Source organism: Symbiobacterium turbinis, assembly GCF_055383075.1.
Map to the genome: position 1 here is coordinate 489,848 of NZ_AP042433.1, position 16,433 is coordinate 506,280.

Sequence of the window (16,433 nt, forward strand, 5' to 3'; positions counted from 1 at the left end):
GGAATCGGGACCGGCGCAGGCTGGTCCCGATTCCGCGCGTTTAAGCCTGTCCCCGCCCGCATATCTATTGGCAGGCCCATCGCGACGGACCGTGCGCTGAGGGGAAGGCGGCCCCCGGCACCCCGCGCGGGCTTACGGGCTACACCAGACAAAGGAGGGCCAGGTTATGGGACGCCCGCTCATCGAGATCGATCCGACCAAACCCATCTCGGAGTACCACGAGGTGCTCCAGAACCGCTGGCACCCGGACATCCCGGCTGTGGCCAGCGTGCGGCCGGGCGAGGTGTTCACCGTGGAATGCCCCGACTGGACCGGCGGACAGGTGCGGAACGACGACTCGGCCACCGACATCCGGGACATGGAGCTCTCGCCAAACCACCACCTCACCGGCCCCATCGAGGTGGCCGGCGCCGAGCCCGGCGACCTGCTCGTCGTCGACATCCTGGACATCGGCCCGCACCCGAAGCAGAAGTGGGGCTACACCGGCATCTTCTGCAAGCACAACGGCGGCGGCTTCCTCACCGACCACTTCCCCCATGCCCACAAGGCCATCTGGGAGTTCGACGGCGTGTGGGCCCGCTCCCGCCACGTGCCCGGCGTGCGCATCCCCTACCTGGCGCATCCCGGCATCCTGGGCACCGCGCCCTCGCACGAGCTGCTGGCCCGCTGGAATGAGCGGGAGCGCCGGCTCATCGCCCAGAATCCCGAGCGGGTGCCGCCGCTGGCCCTGCCGCCCGAGCCCCGCAACGCCGTGCTCAGCTCGCTGCGCCCCGGCACGCCGGAGTACGAGCGGGTGGCCCGCGAAGCCGCCCGCACCATTCCGCCCCGGGAGAACGGGGGCAACCGCGACATCAAGAACCTCACCCGCGGCTCCCGGGCCCTGCTGCCCGTACACGTGAAGGGCGCGAAGCTCACGGTGGGGGACCTGCACTACAGCCAGGGCGACGGGGAGATCACCTTCTGCGGCGCCATCGAGATGCCCGGCTACATCACCATGTGCGTCGACCTGATCAAGGACGGCATGAACAAGTACAACCTGCAGCATGCCGTCTTCCAGCCCAGTTTCACCGAGCCCCGCTTCTCCAGCTACATCGTGTTCGAGGGTTACTCGGTGGACGAGGAGGACCGGCAGTACTACCTGGATGCGCACGTGGCCTACCGGCGGGCCTGCCTGGAGGCGATCAACTACCTGAAGAGCTTCGGCTACACCGGCGAGGAGGCGTACATGATCCTGGGGACGGCACCCATCGAGGGCCGCATCAGCGCCATCGTCGACATCCCCAACGCCTGCTGCACGCTCTGGCTGCCCACGGAGATCTTCGAGTTCGACATCCGCCCGACGAAGGAAGGCCCTGTGCGGGTGGTGAGCGGCGGCAACCTGCCCACGGCGATCTGGAACGAAAGGTAAGATGTGGGGAGGCGGGCCCTGCACCTGGTGCAGGGCCCGCACCGTCTGTATCTGGGAGAGCGGTGGCCGCCCCGGCCGCCCGTGCCCGCGCCCGGGCCTGCGCGATCCCCTCCCCATGCAGGAAAATGCAGCCACTGGAGTGAAAACGTACTGCGAGCCGTGTGCCACGGAGGTGACGAGCCATGACTCGTGTATGCTTCATCGTCAACCCCGTTGCCGGGCGCGGGCAGGGTCTGGCCCGCTGGAAGAGAATCGAGCCGCTGGCCGCCCGGCTGGGAGAGTACGGCGTCAAGTTCACCGAGGGTCCCGGAGATGGCACCGAACTGGCACGGTTAGCAGTGAAGGAAGGATACGACCGGGTGGTTTCCCTGGGCGGCGACGGCACCCTCAACGAGGTGGGAAACGGCCTCGTGGGGACCGACGCGGCTCTGGCCGTCATTCCGGCGGGCACGGGCAACGACTGGGTTCGCACCACCGGCGTCCCGACCGATCCGGAGGCGGGCTGCCGGCTGGCGTTCGGGGGCCGGGTTGCCAGGATGGATGTGGGCGTGGCCCACGGCTACCGCTACTTCTTCAACGCGGCCGGCTTCGGCTTCGACGCGGAGGTGTGCGCACGCGTCAACACCTATGGGGAGCGGTTCCGGAAACTCAGCTACGTACGGGGGGTGTTCGACACCCTCTTTCATTTCACCGGTGTGCCGGTGGACGTGGAGATCGACGGCGAGAAGCGCCGCCTCGACCGCGTGCTGCTGCTCGCCGTGGGCATAGGCCGCTACTTCGGCGGCGGGATGAAGGTCTTTCCCGAGGCCGAAATCGCCGACGGGCTCCTGGAAATCGCCTGGGGCGAGGACCTCGGCCGGCTGGAGCTGCTCCGGCTCGTGACCTTGATTTACGGCGGCAACCACGTCGGCCACCCGAAGGTGCGCATGATGCGCGGGCGGAAGGTGACGGCCGACTCGCCCGAGCGGGTGGTCTTCCAGCTGGACGGCGATGTGATCGGCCACCTGCCGGTGAGCTTCGAGATCCTGCCTGCCGCCCTGAATGTGGTGCTGCCTGTATGATGATGATATGTCAGAATCTGAAGGGGTCGGCATGGAGCGGGGCTGGAGTATAATTGAAGCTGCGGTTCTGCGGAGAGGGGCGGTGACGGTGTGACGACGAGCGCAGTGCGGATGAAGGGGAAGGGGGCGGCGCGGCCGCGCAGCCGGTGGGGCTTCGTGATGGCCCTCGCCGTACTTCTGGGCATCTGCCTGTTCACCGCTTACCGCTCGGCCCTCTTCCGGCTGGAGCGCGTGCAGATCGCCGGGAACCAGCGGCTCAGCCAGGCCGAGGTGATGGCGATCGCGGGTGTGATGCCCGGCGACCTGAAGTGGGAGGTGCCGGAGGGGCGCGTCCGACAGCGGCTGCTGGCCGATCCCTGGGTGGAGTCGGCGCAGGTCACCTGGCGCGGCAACGCGCTGGTCATCACCGTTTCGGAGCGGGAGCCGCTGGCCCTGCTGCAGTACCACGGACGCTTCTACCTGATGCTGGACGCCGACGGGCGCGTCCTCGGCCAGCGGCTGCTGGAGGAGGGGGAGCGGCTGCCGGTGGTCAGCGGCGTGGCCGTGGACCGCGCGCTGCGCGGCGACGTGCTGGACGATCTGGGCCTGAAGGACGCCCTGACCCTGCTCTGGTGGACCGGCGATCCGCTGCTGGAGCAGCTTTCGGAGGTGCACGTGCGCGAGGACCGCTACCTGCGGCTTTACCTCACCGGCGGCACCACGGTGGAGGTCGGGATACTGCCCGACGACGCCGCCCGGCGGCAGGAGCACATCCAGACGCAGCTCAGGGGGCTGCTGGACCAGCTCGACCGGGTTCCGCCGTCCGCGCGCTCCACCTGTCAGATCGACCTCCGGGTGTTCGGCAAGGTGCTGGCACAGGGGTGCCAATAATGCGGGGGTGAGGCCATGACCACACAGCTGAGGAGGATGCCCTGGGCGACGGCACTGGTCGGGGTCGCCCTGGGTCTCATGCTTTCGATGCAGTTCAAGGTGCAGCGTCAGGTGGCCCTGGCCGACCTGGCCGCGGTGCAGCGCACGGAAGAGCTGGTCGCGCAGCTGGCCAGCGCCGAGGCGCTCCGCGACGAGCTCGCCGCAGAGGTGGAGTTCCTGCGCCAGCAGCAGCTCATCTCGGTCAAGACGCAGAACGAGTACCAGGCCCTGGCGGAGCGGCTGGAGCAGGCGCAGATCCACGCCGGGCTGCTGCCCCTGCAGGGACCCGGTGTCACGGTCGTCATGGCCGACTCGGTGCTGCCGGCCACCCCGGGGGAGAACGCCAACAACTTCATCATCCACGACGAGGACGTGCTGCGGGTCATCAACGAGCTGCAGGCGGCCGGCGCCGAGGCCATCGCCATCAACGGGCAGCGGGTGACGGGCCGGACCGAGATCCGCTGCACGGGTCCCGTGGTCACCATCAATGGCGTGCGCACCGCGCCCCCGCTCAACATCGTTGCCATCGGCAACCCGGACGAACTGGAGCGGGCCATCACGATGAAGGGCGGCGTGGCCGAGTCGCTGCGCTACTGGGGCATTCAGGTGTCGGTCAAGAAGGAGGCTGTGGTCCGGGTGCCCGCATATACGGCCCGGCTGCGGCTGGACTACGCCCAGCCGATCCTCGAGGAGGTCGCACCCTGACATGTGGATTATTATTGTAGGTTTCATCGCGGGGATTCTCATTGGCATCCTGTCGCCCTTCACGCTGCCCGTCGCCTACGCCCGCTACCTGTCCATCGCCGTGCTGGCGGCCCTCGACACCACCTTCGGCGGGCTGCGGGCCAGCCTGGAAGGGACATATGACAACACCATCTTCATCACCGGGTTCTTCACCAACGTGCTGCTGGCCGCCGGTCTGGTCTACCTGGGCGACCGCATCGGCGTCGAGAACCTCTACCTGGCCGGCGTGGTGGCCATGGGCATCCGGATGTTCCAGAACCTCGGCATCATCCGGCGGCTGGTCCTGCAGCGGTGGGGGTTCTTCCAGCGGGACGAGGAGACGCGTTCGCACCACGGCCTTCAGGACTGAGCGCGCAGCCCGGGCTTCTCCAAAGAAGCGGGCTGCGCGTTCCACCATCTGCTCCCAAGAATTATAGCGTCACCCATTATCAGGAGGAGGATTCGCTTCTCTGGCGTTGAATGAAGTTAAGAAGTGCACGCATGATGCCAGAGTGGAGGGGGCCGGCTCTGTGGCGGAGAACCTGGTTCTGGGTCTGGATGCCGGCAGCACCCACGTGGCGGCCGCCCTGGCAGAAGTGGCGGAGGACGGGGAGCCGCGGGTGATCGGCGTCGGACTCGTGCCGTCCACCGGGGTCTACCGGGGGCTGATCAGCGACCTCGGCGCAGCGGCGCAGGAGATGCGCAAGGCCGCAGAAGCCGCCTGTGCGATGGCCGATCGTCCGAAGGTAGACCGGGCCGTCATCTCCATCTCCGGCGCCCACCTCAGTTCCGAGGTCGGCGCGGCGGCGATCGCGGTGCCCCGGCCGGCTGCAGGGGTGACACCGGAGTTGGTGCGCCGGGTGCTCGACGCGGCGGCCGAGGCGGTGGAGCCCCGGGCGGGCCGTGAGCGGGTGCACGTGGTGCCCCGCAGCTACCAGCTGGATGGCAGCGTGCCCCTCCGGGATCCGATCGGCCTGTGCGGGCGGACGCTCGCCGCCGAGGTGCAGGTGGTCACCGGCGATGCGCTGCAGGTGCAGAACCACCTGCGGGCCGCCAGCGAGGCGGGCATGGAGGTGGCCGACTACCTGGTGGCCGTGCGGGCGGCCGGCGAGGCGGTGCTCACGCCGGAGGAGCGCGACGAGGGCGTCCTGCTGCTGGACATGGGCGGCGGAACGACCGGCGTCGCGGTTTACGAACTGGGACATCTCTTCCACCTGGCGGTTCTGCCCGTCGGTGGCGACCATATCACCCACGACCTGGCGACCGTGCTCCGCATTCCGGTGGAGACGGCCGAGCGGTTGAAGCGGGAGCGGGGCTGGGCCACGCCCAGCCTGGCGGCGGACGCCAGCGTTACCGTGCCCAGCCCTTCGGGGCTGAACACCCACGAAGTCAGTGAGAAATACGTGGCTGAGATCATCGCCTCGCGGGTGGAGGAGATCCTCCAGATGGCGGCGGCCGCGGTCAAGCGATCGGGCTACGCCGGCCTCTTTCCCGCCGGGCTGGTGCTCACCGGCGGTGGAAGCCGCCTGCGCGGGCTTGCCGCTTATGCCGGCGACTGCCTCAACCTGAAGAGCCGCATCGGCACGCCTGCGGATTCCCTGGCTGCCGAACCCGAGATGGCCGCGGCGGCCGGGCTCGCATTGTGGGGTGCGCGGGCCGCGCTGGAGGCCCCGGAGAGCGGGGAGCCAGGCGACCCGCCCGAGGCTCCGGCCCTGGCAAGGCCGGCGCGAGCAGGACGGTTACGGGACTGGCTGAAAGCCCTGTTCCACTAGCGCCACGTGAGGAGGATCACAGTCGTGAACGATTATGAGCCGGGGTTTGAGCAGTTAGCCTGTATCAAGGTCATCGGCGTTGGTGGCGGCGGCAACAACGCGGTCAACCGCATGATTTCGGCCGGCCTCCAGGGCGTCGATTTCGTCGCAGTCAATACGGATGCGCAGGCGCTGAAGAACGCGCAGGCCCCGACGCGGCTCCAGATCGGCGCCAAGCTGACCAAGGGCCTGGGGGCCGGGGCCGACCCGGAGATCGGCAACCGGGCGGCCGAGGAGAGCCGTGAGGAGATCGCCAACGCCCTGCGGGGCGCCGACATGGTCTTCGTGACCGCGGGCATGGGCGGCGGCACGGGCACCGGCGCGGCGCCCGTGGTGGCCGAGATCGCGAAGGAGCTCGGCGCGCTCACCGTCGGCGTCGTCACCAAGCCCTTCACCTTCGAGGGCAAGAAGCGGGCCATGCAGGCCGAGAAGGGCATCCAGAACCTGAAGCAGAAGGTCGACACCCTGATCACCATCCCCAACGACCGGCTGCTGCAGGTGGTGGACAAGAAGACCAGCCTGATGGAGGCCTTCCGCACGGCCGACGACGTGCTGCGCCAGGGCGTGCAGGGCATCTCCGACCTGATCGCGGTGCCGGGCCTGATCAACCTGGACTTCGCCGACGTGCGCACGATCATGTCCAACACCGGCTCCGCCTTGATGGGCATCGGCGTGGGCAGCGGCGACTCCCGCGCGGCCGACGCGGCCCGTGCAGCCATTTCGAGCCCGCTCCTGGAGACCACCATCGAAGGGGCCAAGGGCGTGCTGCTCAACATCACCGGCGGCGCCGACCTGGGGCTGATGGAGGTTAACGAGGCGGCGGAGATCATCGCCCAGGCCGCCGATCCCGAGGCCACTATCATCTTCGGCGCGGTCATCGACGAGTCGATTCAGGATGAGATCCGGGTGACGGTCATCGCCACCGGCTTCGGCGACGGCGAGTTCCCCGCCTGGGGCCGCCGTCGGCCCGGTCAGGTGGGCGAGGTCAAGCCCGTCGTGGACGAGCTGGACATCCCGGCGTTCCTGCGCCGCAAGCCGCAGTAGCAGACCGCAGCGTTGAGGGGCGCCCCCGCGAGGGGGGCGCCTTTTTCGCGCGTCTGGCGTGCGACGTACACGGGGCGCTGCCTGCGCGGCCGTTGAGGTGGTGCTGGGCGCCGATGGCCGGCGGGAGCGGGGCGTGATGCGCTTGGTGCGCTATCTGTTCTGTTCGTGCTCAGTGTGGGTGGGGCGGGTCGTGATGCCCCTGTGCGCGATCTGTTCTGTTCGTCTTCAGTGTTGCCCGGGGCGGGAGGAGAGACCCTACCGTGTCCGGCGCCCACCAGGAGATGCGAATAGATCCGTTCCGAGTGGGAGATGGGCCTGCGGTTGCGGGCCACAGCGAATGCGAACAGAGCGGGCGCTTACGAGAAAGACAGGCCAACCGGAGGTCACCCACAGCGAACACGAACAGAAAGGATAGGTCCGGGAGAGACAGGGCAGCCAGAGGCGACCCACAGGCCGGGGTGATTCGACAGAAAGCGTCAGGAATCCCCGCCAGGTTCCGACCACAAGCGACAGCGAGACTGGGCTAAGATGTTGGCATAAATCCGGGACTTGCTTCGTACTCTCGCGCTGCGGGACGGGGTGAGCCTGACGGGGGTGCCTGGTGTGCCCGGTCTGCCCGCAGTCCGCCGGCCGGAACTCCTGTTCATCATCAACCTGGCCCTCGACCTGGCCCTGCTCTGGTTCGCCGCCCGGGTGGCGAGGGTGCGCTACCGCGTGTGGCGCTTGTGGACGGCAGCGTTGCTCGGGTCGATCATGGCGGTGGTGCCGGTCCTGGTTCCTGCCGCACCCGGGGTCGGCTGGGGATGGCTTCTCTCCGCCGCGGGGCTGGTGGCCGGCAGCGCGCTGCTGGTGCTGCTCCTGATCTGGCCCGGCACCTGGTCGCAGTTCGTGGCTGTGTTCGGCTTCTTCTGGGCGGGCCTGATCCTGGCCGGGGGGCTGCTTCTCCTGCTGGCTGAACGCTACCCGGCGGTCTTCGCCTCACCGCCGGCTGCGCTGGTGGCCGGGGGGGTGGGCGTGGCCCTGGGCGGCGTGCAGCTGCTCTGGCAGGCCCACCGGGAGCGCGCCGAAGTGGACGACGGGCTGTATGAGCTCGAGGTGCGCGTGGGGGAGCGCCGGGCGGTCCTGGAAGCGCTGCTGGACTCCGGGAACCTGCTGCGCACGCCCATCAGCCGCCAGCCGGTGGCCGTGGTCGACCGTGAGCGGCTGCGCGGCTGCCTGCCGCAGGCGGTTCTGGACGCCGCGGCGGCCGGCCCGGAGGGGCTGGACGGGCTGCCCGCCGACTGGCAGAGCCGGTGCCAGTTGGTGCCGTATGCCGTCGTGGGCCGGGGGGACGCGCTGCTGCTGGTGATCCGGCCCGACGGGCTGTCGGCCCGCCCGCGGGGGCGGGGAGACTGGGTGGCCCTGGAGGGCCGGCTCGGCCTGGCGGCGGGTCCGCTGGACCCGGAGGGGCGCTACGCTGCGCTGCTTCCCGCGGCGATGGCGGCGGCGGTGCGCCGGGCGCAGGGCCGCTCCCGGGGGAGTCCCGTGGAGACACAAACCGGCGAGAGAGGAGAGGAGAGGCCCGATGTACAGGTTCGTTAGGAGGCAGTGGCAGGCGTTTCAGTGGGCTCTCTTCCGGGTGTCTGCCCGCGTGCTGCGCTGGCTGGCGGCCAGGGGGCTGATCCGGCCCAGAGCCATCTACTACGTCGGTTCCAGCGAGGCGCTGCCCCCGCCGCTGACCAGCGAGGAAGAGGCCGCACTGCTGATGCGCCTGACCGAAGGCGATGAGAGCGTCAAGAACACGCTCATTGAGCGCAACCTGCGCCTGGTAGTCTACATCGCCCGCAAGTTCGACAACACGGGCATCTGGGTGGAGGACCTGGTCTCCATCGGCACCATCGGCCTGATCAAGGCGGTCAAGACCTTCGATCCCTCCAAGCGGATCAAGCTGGCCACGTATGCATCGAAATGTATTGAGAATGAAATTTTGATGTACCTGCGCCGCGCGTCGCGCACCCGGAGCGAGGTCTCGTTCGACGAGCCGCTCAACAAGGACTGGGAGGGCAACGAACTGCTCCTCTCCGACGTCATGGGTACCGACAGCGACATCACCTACCGGGGCCTCGAGGAGGAGGTCGACCGGCAGCTCCTCCGCAAGGCGATGGCCAAGCTGACCGGCCGGGAGAAGCGGATCATGGAGCTGCGGTTCGGGCTCGTCGACGGCCGCGAGCGCACCCAGAAGGAGGTGGCCGACCTCCTGGGGATCTCCCAGAGCTACATCTCCCGGCTGGAGAAGCGCATCTTCAAGCGCTTGAAAAAGGAAATCCTGCGTATGGAATGACGAAGGGTAGATTATATTACATGATATGTAAGTGGTTCCTGAACACGGAATAGCGGTTCCCGGCCGTGGACATACTCCCATTTGAATGGGGCAGCCGTTCGGCGCCCATGGGGGAGGCATTGTCCCGGCATGATGATCAACAAAGTGGAGATCCCCGGGGTCAACACCGCCAAGCTTCCGGTCCTGACCAACGCCCAGATGCGGGAGCTTTTTGTCCGGATGCACAGCGGTGAAAGAGCAGCCCGCGACCAGTTGATCACAGGAAACCTTCGCCTGGTGCTCAGCGTCATCCAGCGGTTCAACAACCGGGGGGAGTACGTCGACGACCTGTTTCAGGTGGGCTGCATCGGCCTCATGAAGGCCATCGACAACTTCGACCTGGGGCAGAACGTGAAGTTCAGTACCTATGCCGTTCCCATGATCATCGGCGAGATCCGGCGCTACCTGCGGGACAACAACCCGATCCGGGTCAGCCGCTCGCTCAGGGACATCGCCTATAAGGCCCTGCAGGTGCGCGACACCCTCGTCAGCCGGCTCTCGCGCGAGCCCACTGTGCAGGAAATCGCCGACGAGCTGAAGCTTCCCCTGGAGGAGATCGTCTACGCCCTGGATTCAATCCAGGAGCCGGTGTCGCTCTTCGAGCCCCTGTACCACGACGGGGGCGACCCCATCTACGTCATGGACCAGGTGAGCGACGAATCTCAGCAGGACGCCCAGTGGCTGGAGGGCATCAGCATCCGTCAGGCGCTGCACCGGCTCAACGAGCGGGAGCGGCTCATCCTGACCCTCCGCTTCTTCGAGGGAAAGACTCAGATGGAGGTGGCAGAGGAGATCGGCATCTCGCAGGCCCAGGTAAGCCGGCTCGAGAAGGCCGCCCTGTCGCACATGCGCAAGTACGTATAAGATCCAGCGCGCAGGCCCCATCTCCGCAGCGGGGATGGGGCTGCTTGCTGCCCGCCTGCATGCTGCGCTGGCTGCCCGCCTGCGCGGCTCGCAAGTCGCATGCCGGGCGTGGGCGTGATTTATGTCAAGCTGGTTTAGATTATGGTTAACCTGGGTATAACTCTTCCCGAGAGGAAGGGGGCGGAGAGCCCCCGACGGGAGGAGCAACGATGAATCGCAAGGTGATTACCGGCTGGCTGCTGATCACCCTGGGCCTGATGCAGGTGGGCGGCGGGGTGCTGCTGGCCCGGACCGCCGGGGCCGGAGAGGCGGAGCTGGCCGATGCCAATCTGGTGCGGATCCATGTGATCGCCCACAGCGACGCGGTGGACGAGCAGGCGCTGAAGCTGGCGGTGCGGGATGCGGTGCTCGACCGGCTGCGCCCGGCTCTCTCCGGCGCACGCAGCCGCGCCGAGGCGGAGGCGGCGATCCGGGCCGTGCTGAACGAGCTGGAACAGGCTGCTGCGGCCGTGGTGGCCGACTGGGGCATGACCCATCCCGTGCGGGCCGAGCTGGGCACCTTCGATTTCCCGGGCAAGGCGTATCATGATCTCTACCTGCCGGCCGGAAGGTACCGGGCCCTCCGCATCCTGATCGGGGATGCCGCCGGGGCCAACTTCTGGTGTCTCGTCTACCCGTCGTTCTGCTATACCATTCGCGAGGTGCAGATGCCCACCGCCGCAGCTTCCGGGGTGAACGGCCAGGAGACCTGTGCGAGCGAGCGCCCTGACACCGGTGTAAACAAGTGCCTGGACGCCTGTACAGGCGGGTGTCTGGACGCCTGTGTAGGCGGGTGTCTGGAGATCTGCACGGGCGGGTGTGCGACGACGGATGCCAGCTTCACGCACGCCGGTCCGGCAAGCCACGTGGGCATCTCCCCGCTGTAGGCGCCGCGGATTCGGCCAAGCCCACTCCGCATAAGATTGGGTTGATGAGCGCGGAGGAGGGCGGTCACGGTGGCCAAGGCATCGGACCTGCGCAAGGACGTGATCGACATCCGGACCGGACGCCGGCTGGGTGAGCTGATCGACGTGGAGATCGACGAGAAGTCCGGCCGGATTACAGCGATCATCGTGCCGGGAGAGGGCCGCTGGTTCGGCTTGTGGGGCGGCGGCCCCGACATCGTGATTCCCTGGACGAAGATCGTCTGCATCGGGCCCGACTGCATCCTGGTCGAGATCGAGCGGCCGGCTCCGCTCTGAGGTGTAATCCGGCGCAGCGGCACAGCGGCCTGCTGAGGCAGCGTGGAGCGGTTCCCCGTCCCGCGGGCGAGCCGCTTCCTGCATTCTGACGGGCCGGTCCGCTCAGGATGGAGTCGCGCATGCGGTTTTCTGCTAAAATAGAGGCCATGAAAAGTTAAATTGCGAGAGGAGATGGCGCCGGGGTGAGCGTGGCCACGTGGGCGGAACATGAAGGAGTGCCCGTGCTGCGCCTGAGGGCGCTGGAGGCGCTGGGGGGCGTCCGGGCCATCTTTACGGGACGGCGCGGCGGGGTCAGCCCGCGCTGGGGCGACGGGCTCAACTGGAGCCTGAGCGTGGGGGACCGGCCGGAGCAGGTGCGGGAGAACCGGCGCCGCACCCTGGCCATTCTGGGGCTGGATCCGGGCGACGCCGTGATGGGCGGGCTGGTCCACGGCGATCGGGTCGTGGCCGTGGACAACGAGCCGCAAGGGATCCGCAAGCCCGGCGGGTCTGGCGGCGCGCAGGCGATGCCCAAGTCCGACGGGCCCGGCGGCGACGTGCAGGTGATCCCCAACGCCGACGGGCTGATCACCGACCGGCGCGGGCTCGCCCTGGTGATCACGGCCGCCGACTGCGTGCCCGTCTACCTGTATGACCCTGTCCGCAGGGTGATCGGCATGGTGCACGCCGGCTGGCGCGGCACGGTGGCCGGCATCGCCGCGGCCGCGGTCAGGGCCATGCAGGCCCATTACGGCTGCGACCCGGCCGACATCCACGCGGCCATCGGCCCGTCCATCGGACCCTGCTGTTACGAGGTGGATGAACCGGTGGCCGGACCCGTGCGCCGGCACTACGGCGCGCAGGCGTCTGCCCTGCTGCGCCCGGCAACCCGGGACGGCCGCTACATGCTGGACCTGTGGGCCGCCAACCGGCTGGATCTGGCGTCCGCCGGTGTGGGACAGGTTTACACCGCCGCGGTCTGCACCGCCTGCCAGCGCGACCGGCTCTTCAGCCACCGGGCAGAGGCCGGGGGCGCCGGGCGCGCCGCGGCCATCATCGTCATGTGCTAGTAAGTGAAGGGAGGATTCCCATGGGCTCCGTCACGCAACTGCGGCCACGGGCCCGGCGGCGGCCCCGCCGCCGGTGGCCCGCCGCATTCCTCGCCCTTGCCGCTCTGGGAACCGCCCTTTACATATGGAAGCCGGCGACGCTTCCCTCCGCCTCGCCCGCACAGCCCGAGCCGCTGGCGGGCGTGCGGCCGGGGATCCTGAGGGTGACGCTTGATGCCGATGCCGTCCTGGTGCGGCGTGAGCAGGTCTACCGGGCGCCGCAGCCGGGGAACGTCCGCCGGCTCGCCGAGGAGGGCGCCCGGGTCCGGGTGGGCGGCCAGGTGGTGGCGTTCACCGCCGGCGCAGCGCCGCCCGGGGACGCGCGCAGCCACAGCGGGGGATCGGCTTCCGCCCCGGAGGCGGCCCAGGGCGAACCCACTGCAGCCGGGAGCGAACCCACTGCAGCGCAGGGCGCAGCCGCTGCAGCCCGGGGCGCATCCCCTGCCGCGCTGCCACCGCCGGTCTCCCCTGTCCGGCAGGAGTACGACCGGCTGGCTGAGGAACTCTACGCCACCGCCGTGGCCCTGCAGGAGGCCCAGTTCCGGGGCGAGCCGACGGCCGCCTACCAGGAGCGGCTGGACGATCTGGCCCGGCAGCAGGCTGCCTTGTTGCCCGCCTTGCGGCAGGATATGGCCGGCGCCGGCACCGAGGCCGCCCCGCTGCCGCCGGAAGCGGGACAGGGTTCCGCTCAGGCGCCCGCCCCGGGGGAGGGGTCTCACATCCCGGCGGACCTGCCTGTGGGGACCGAGCAGGTGATCACCACCGATGTCTCGGGCGTGGTGCTCTACCAGACAGACGGGCTGGAGAGCCTGCTCACCCCGGAGGCGGTGGCCGGCTGGGGGCCGTCGGCGCTTTACGCCCTGCCCTACCCGGACGTCGGCGCGATCACCGACGGGCCCGTGGCTGCGGGCGCCCCGCTTTTCAAGCTGGTGGACGACCTCTCCGTGGAAATGCTGCTGCTGGTTCCGGCCGCCAGCCTTACGGAAGCCCAGCAGTCCGCGCTGCCCGGGCGGGAGGTGGAGCTGCAGGTCAGCGGGCGCGACCTGCCCCTCACGGCCAGGGTGCTGCGAGTCGCCGCAGGGGGGTCCGACCTGCTGATCCACCTGGAGGCGCCCCTCCCGTCCTCGGAGGCCCTGCGGCTCCGGCGGATGCGGGTGTCGCTGCTCCTGGCCGAGTACGAGGGCACCATCGTGCCCCGCGCGGCCATCGACGTGGATGAAGGGCGCACCGGGGTTTGGATGGCCCAGCGCGGCGGCTATCGGTTTGTGCCGGTGCGGGTGCTGGGCGGCACGGCCGACGAGGTGGCGGTGGAGGGGGAGCTGCCGCCGGACGCGCAGGTGCTGACCGACCCGCCGCCCCCGGGGCGGTGAGCGGCGGCCGGCGCCTTGCCCTGTGGTAATTCCATCCGTTATTGGAAGGGAAGTTGGTTCGTGGTGTCGAAGATCATGGAAAACGTAGGGTTGGTCCTGGAAAAGATCAGGGAGGCCGCAGAACGGGCCGGACGCGATCCCGGCGAGGTGCGGCTGATCGCCGTCACCAAGACCCGCACCGTCGAGGAGATCGAGGCGGCCCTCGCGGCCGGCATCCGCGACCTGGGCGAGAACCGGGTGCAGGAGCTGCGCAGCAAGGCGCCGTTCCTGCAGGACAAGCAGCCGACCTGGCACCTGATCGGGACGCTGCAGACCAACAAGGTGAAACAGGCCCTCGAATGGGCGGATCTCATCCACTCGCTCGACCGGCCCTCGCTGCTGGCTGAGCTGGCCAAGCAGGCCGAGCGGCGCGGCCGCCCCTGCGATGCCCTGGTTCAGGTGAACGTGTCGGGCGAGGCGTCGAAGCACGGATTGCCGCCCGGCGACCTGGAGCCGTTCCTGCGCCTGGTGGCGCAGCAGCGCTGGGTCCGGGTCCGCGGGCTGATGACCATGGCGCCCCTCTCCGACGACCCCGAGGACGCCCGCCCGCACTTCCGCCGCCTGCGGGAGCTGCGGGACCAGATGGCGGCGCTGGGTCTGGAGGGGGTCAGCATGGAGCACCTGTCGATGGGGATGTCCGGCGACTACGTCGTCGGCGTCGAGGAGGGCGCCACCTTGGTCCGTGTCGGCACGGCCATCTTTGGGCCGAGAGATTGAGCACCCGGGGAGGTAACCGATCAATGCCGAACAAGCCTGGCCTCTGGAGTCGACTGGTTGACTACCTGGGGTTCGGTCCGGAAGAAGACGAGTTTGAAGACGAAGAGTTCGAGGAGGGCACCGTTCCGACCGCGTACCAGGAGGAGATGCCGCGCCGCAGCGCGCCGGACCGGCGCGCCCAGGTCGTGCCGCTGAGCGCGGTGCCCGGCAAGCAGGGGGCCGTGAAGGTCATCGTCGTGGAGCCGCGCTCCTTCGAAGAGGTGCAGACGATCGTCGATCAGATGAAGGCACGGCGGCCTGTAATCCTCAACCTCGAATCGCTGGACAAGGACCTCGCCCAGAAGATCCTCAACTTCCTCAATGGCGCGATCTACGCGCTGAACGGCGAAACCCAGCGCGTTTCGGCAGGGATCTTCTTCTTTGCCCCGCCCGGCGTAGATGTGTCCACGATGGGACGGGGGCTGACCGGAACAGCCATCGGCGGCGGCGCCGTCGATCTCCCTCCGGGCATCCTGGAGAAGCTGACCGGTCAGGCCGCCCCCGGCAGCCAGGAGAGCGACCTGCTCGCCCGGACGGCCCGGCGGGCGGAGGACGGCGAGCGCGATGGCGTCGACCGGTCCAAGTTCGACTGGCGCAACCAGTAAGCGGCTGCCGACCGCGGACCGAGAGGAGACCGGACCTGGATGACGTTTCTCATCTACCAGACGATCAGCATCTTCGTGCGCATCCTGGAGGTGCTGATCTGGGCTCGTGTTCTCATGTCCTGGTTTCGCCCGCGTTATCGAACCAGCAGCAACAGCTGGTTCTTTACGATTGAGGACTATGTGTGGCGTGCGACTGAGCCCATGCTGGCCCCCATTCGCAACATCCTGCCCGATACGGGCATGATCGACTTCTCACCGTTCGTGCTCATGATCCTGCTCGCCCTGGTGCGCCGGCTGCTGTGGCAGTTGATGTTGGGATTGCCTCTATAACAGGGGCAGGAGGAGTGTAGAAATGGCGCTGACCCCCGTCGACATCGCCAACAAGGAGTTTCCCGTGCGGATGCGCGGCTACGACCGCGACGCCGTGGACGATTTTCTGGATCAGGTTGTCCAGGAGTTCGAGGCCCTCATCCGCGAGAACGCCAGCCTGCGGGAGCAGATCGAGAGCCTGAACGAGCGGCTGGAGCAGTACCGCAGCCTGGAGCAGACGATCAACCGCACGCTGGTGCTCGCCGAGGAGTCGGCGGAGGAGATCCGGGAGAACGCCCGCCGCGAGGCCGACCTGCTGCTCAGCGAGACCCGGGCGCAGGTGGAGCGCATGCTGGAGAGCGGCCAGGAGAAGGCGCGCCAGATTCTCGCGGATAACAGCGATCTCATCCGCGTGCTCGACACGCTGCGCACGCAGGTGCGGTCCCTGCTGAAGTCGCAGCTGGACGCCCTGGACGGGCTGCCCGACCCCTTCGCCCACGTGGCGGCGGCCCGGCTCAACGAGCCACGCGGTGAGGGCGGCCGCGGTTGAGCGGCCGGGCCCCAGCCCATGGCGGCGGGCCCCGGCCCGCGGCTTGACAGCCCAGCGGGGCCGTGGTAACCTAAGCCAATAACGCTTCCGGCGATGATGAGGACGAGTAGCAGGCAGGCGCGGGTCAGAGAGCCGGTCGGGTTGGTGTGAGACCGGCCCCGGATGCGGCCTGTGAACATCACCTCTGAGCTCCTGCCCGAAGCCCGCGGCGCCCATGGCCCGGGCGGTAGGCGCAGGCGGTCTCGCCCCCGTTAGACAGGCGGCAGAGTAGGCGGCAGGCCGCGGCGCGGCCGGTC

Annotated in this window: 18 protein-coding genes; all 18 read left to right on the forward strand. The window is 68.7% G+C overall.

Annotated features, from left to right (window positions below):
• Positions 1–166 precede the first annotated feature (166 nt).
• The 18 genes from fmdA (at position 167) to ACZ45O_RS02435 (ending at position 16,137) form a co-directional block, all read left to right on the forward strand.
• The gene (gene fmdA, locus ACZ45O_RS02350) at positions 167–1,408 is read left to right on the forward strand and encodes a formamidase (RefSeq protein ID WP_464855355.1); all 1,242 of its coding nucleotides are present in this window, start codon (positions 167–169) and stop codon (positions 1,406–1,408) included.
• A gap of 182 nt (positions 1,409–1,590) precedes the next feature.
• The gene (locus tag ACZ45O_RS02355) at positions 1,591–2,469 is read left to right on the forward strand and encodes a diacylglycerol/lipid kinase family protein (RefSeq protein WP_464855356.1); all 879 of its coding nucleotides are present in this window, start codon (positions 1,591–1,593) and stop codon (positions 2,467–2,469) included.
• Positions 2,470–2,559: 90 nt separating this feature from the next.
• Positions 2,560–3,339, forward strand: coding sequence for a cell division protein FtsQ/DivIB (locus ACZ45O_RS02360; protein WP_464855357.1), 780 nt, complete (start codon positions 2,560–2,562; stop codon positions 3,337–3,339).
• Positions 3,340–3,354: 15 nt separating this feature from the next.
• Positions 3,355–4,083 carry a DUF881 domain-containing protein gene (locus tag ACZ45O_RS02365; protein WP_464855358.1) on the forward strand — a complete coding sequence of 243 codons (729 nt, stop codon included), beginning with the start codon at positions 3,355–3,357 and terminating at the stop codon, positions 4,081–4,083.
• Position 4,084: 1 nt separating this feature from the next.
• Entirely contained in the window at positions 4,085–4,471 is a 387-nt protein-coding gene (locus ACZ45O_RS02370; RefSeq protein WP_464855359.1) for a small basic family protein, read from the forward strand.
• A 160-nt stretch (positions 4,472–4,631) separates the two neighbouring features.
• Positions 4,632–5,873, forward strand: coding sequence for a cell division protein FtsA (gene ftsA, locus ACZ45O_RS02375; protein ID WP_464855360.1), 1,242 nt, complete (start codon positions 4,632–4,634; stop codon positions 5,871–5,873).
• A 24-nt stretch (positions 5,874–5,897) separates the two neighbouring features.
• On the forward strand, positions 5,898–6,956 hold the full coding sequence (gene ftsZ, locus ACZ45O_RS02380) for a cell division protein FtsZ (protein ID WP_464855361.1): 1,059 nt from the start codon (positions 5,898–5,900) through the stop codon (positions 6,954–6,956).
• Between the two features lie 549 nt (positions 6,957–7,505).
• Positions 7,506–8,537 carry a sigma-E processing peptidase SpoIIGA gene (gene spoIIGA, locus ACZ45O_RS02385; RefSeq protein WP_464855362.1) on the forward strand — a complete coding sequence of 344 codons (1,032 nt, stop codon included), beginning with the start codon at positions 7,506–7,508 and terminating at the stop codon, positions 8,535–8,537.
• Positions 8,521–9,276, forward strand: coding sequence for an RNA polymerase sporulation sigma factor SigE (gene sigE / locus ACZ45O_RS02390; RefSeq protein ID WP_464855363.1), 756 nt, complete (start codon positions 8,521–8,523; stop codon positions 9,274–9,276). Before spoIIGA ends, sigE begins: the two co-directional genes overlap by 17 nt.
• Before the next feature lie 129 nt (positions 9,277–9,405).
• On the forward strand, positions 9,406–10,179 hold the full coding sequence (sigG, locus tag ACZ45O_RS02395) for an RNA polymerase sporulation sigma factor SigG (protein ID WP_464855364.1): 774 nt from the start codon (positions 9,406–9,408) through the stop codon (positions 10,177–10,179).
• A gap of 209 nt (positions 10,180–10,388) precedes the next feature.
• The gene (gene spoIIR / locus ACZ45O_RS02400) at positions 10,389–11,105 is read left to right on the forward strand and encodes a stage II sporulation protein R (protein WP_464855365.1); all 717 of its coding nucleotides are present in this window, start codon (positions 10,389–10,391) and stop codon (positions 11,103–11,105) included.
• A 69-nt stretch (positions 11,106–11,174) separates the two neighbouring features.
• Positions 11,175–11,420, forward strand: coding sequence for a YlmC/YmxH family sporulation protein (locus ACZ45O_RS02405; RefSeq protein WP_464855366.1), 246 nt, complete (start codon positions 11,175–11,177; stop codon positions 11,418–11,420).
• Between the two features lie 182 nt (positions 11,421–11,602).
• Positions 11,603–12,469, forward strand: coding sequence for a peptidoglycan editing factor PgeF (gene pgeF / locus ACZ45O_RS02410; protein WP_464855367.1), 867 nt, complete (start codon positions 11,603–11,605; stop codon positions 12,467–12,469).
• 20 nt (positions 12,470–12,489) lie between these two features.
• Positions 12,490–13,878 carry a biotin/lipoyl attachment domain-containing protein gene (locus tag ACZ45O_RS02415; RefSeq protein ID WP_464855368.1) on the forward strand — a complete coding sequence of 463 codons (1,389 nt, stop codon included), beginning with the start codon at positions 12,490–12,492 and terminating at the stop codon, positions 13,876–13,878.
• Between the two features lie 63 nt (positions 13,879–13,941).
• Positions 13,942–14,634: a YggS family pyridoxal phosphate-dependent enzyme gene (locus ACZ45O_RS02420; RefSeq protein WP_464855369.1), complete on the forward strand. Its 693-nt coding sequence runs from the start codon at positions 13,942–13,944 to the stop codon at positions 14,632–14,634.
• A gap of 23 nt (positions 14,635–14,657) precedes the next feature.
• Positions 14,658–15,278 carry a cell division protein SepF gene (locus ACZ45O_RS02425; protein ID WP_464855370.1) on the forward strand — a complete coding sequence of 207 codons (621 nt, stop codon included), beginning with the start codon at positions 14,658–14,660 and terminating at the stop codon, positions 15,276–15,278.
• A 39-nt stretch (positions 15,279–15,317) separates the two neighbouring features.
• Positions 15,318–15,608 (forward strand): YggT family protein, encoded by a 291-nt coding sequence (locus ACZ45O_RS02430; protein ID WP_464855371.1) that lies wholly within the window; start codon positions 15,318–15,320, stop codon positions 15,606–15,608.
• A 22-nt stretch (positions 15,609–15,630) separates the two neighbouring features.
• Positions 15,631–16,137: a DivIVA domain-containing protein gene (locus tag ACZ45O_RS02435; RefSeq protein ID WP_464855372.1), complete on the forward strand. Its 507-nt coding sequence runs from the start codon at positions 15,631–15,633 to the stop codon at positions 16,135–16,137.
• The last annotated feature ends 296 nt before the right edge of the window (positions 16,138–16,433 follow it).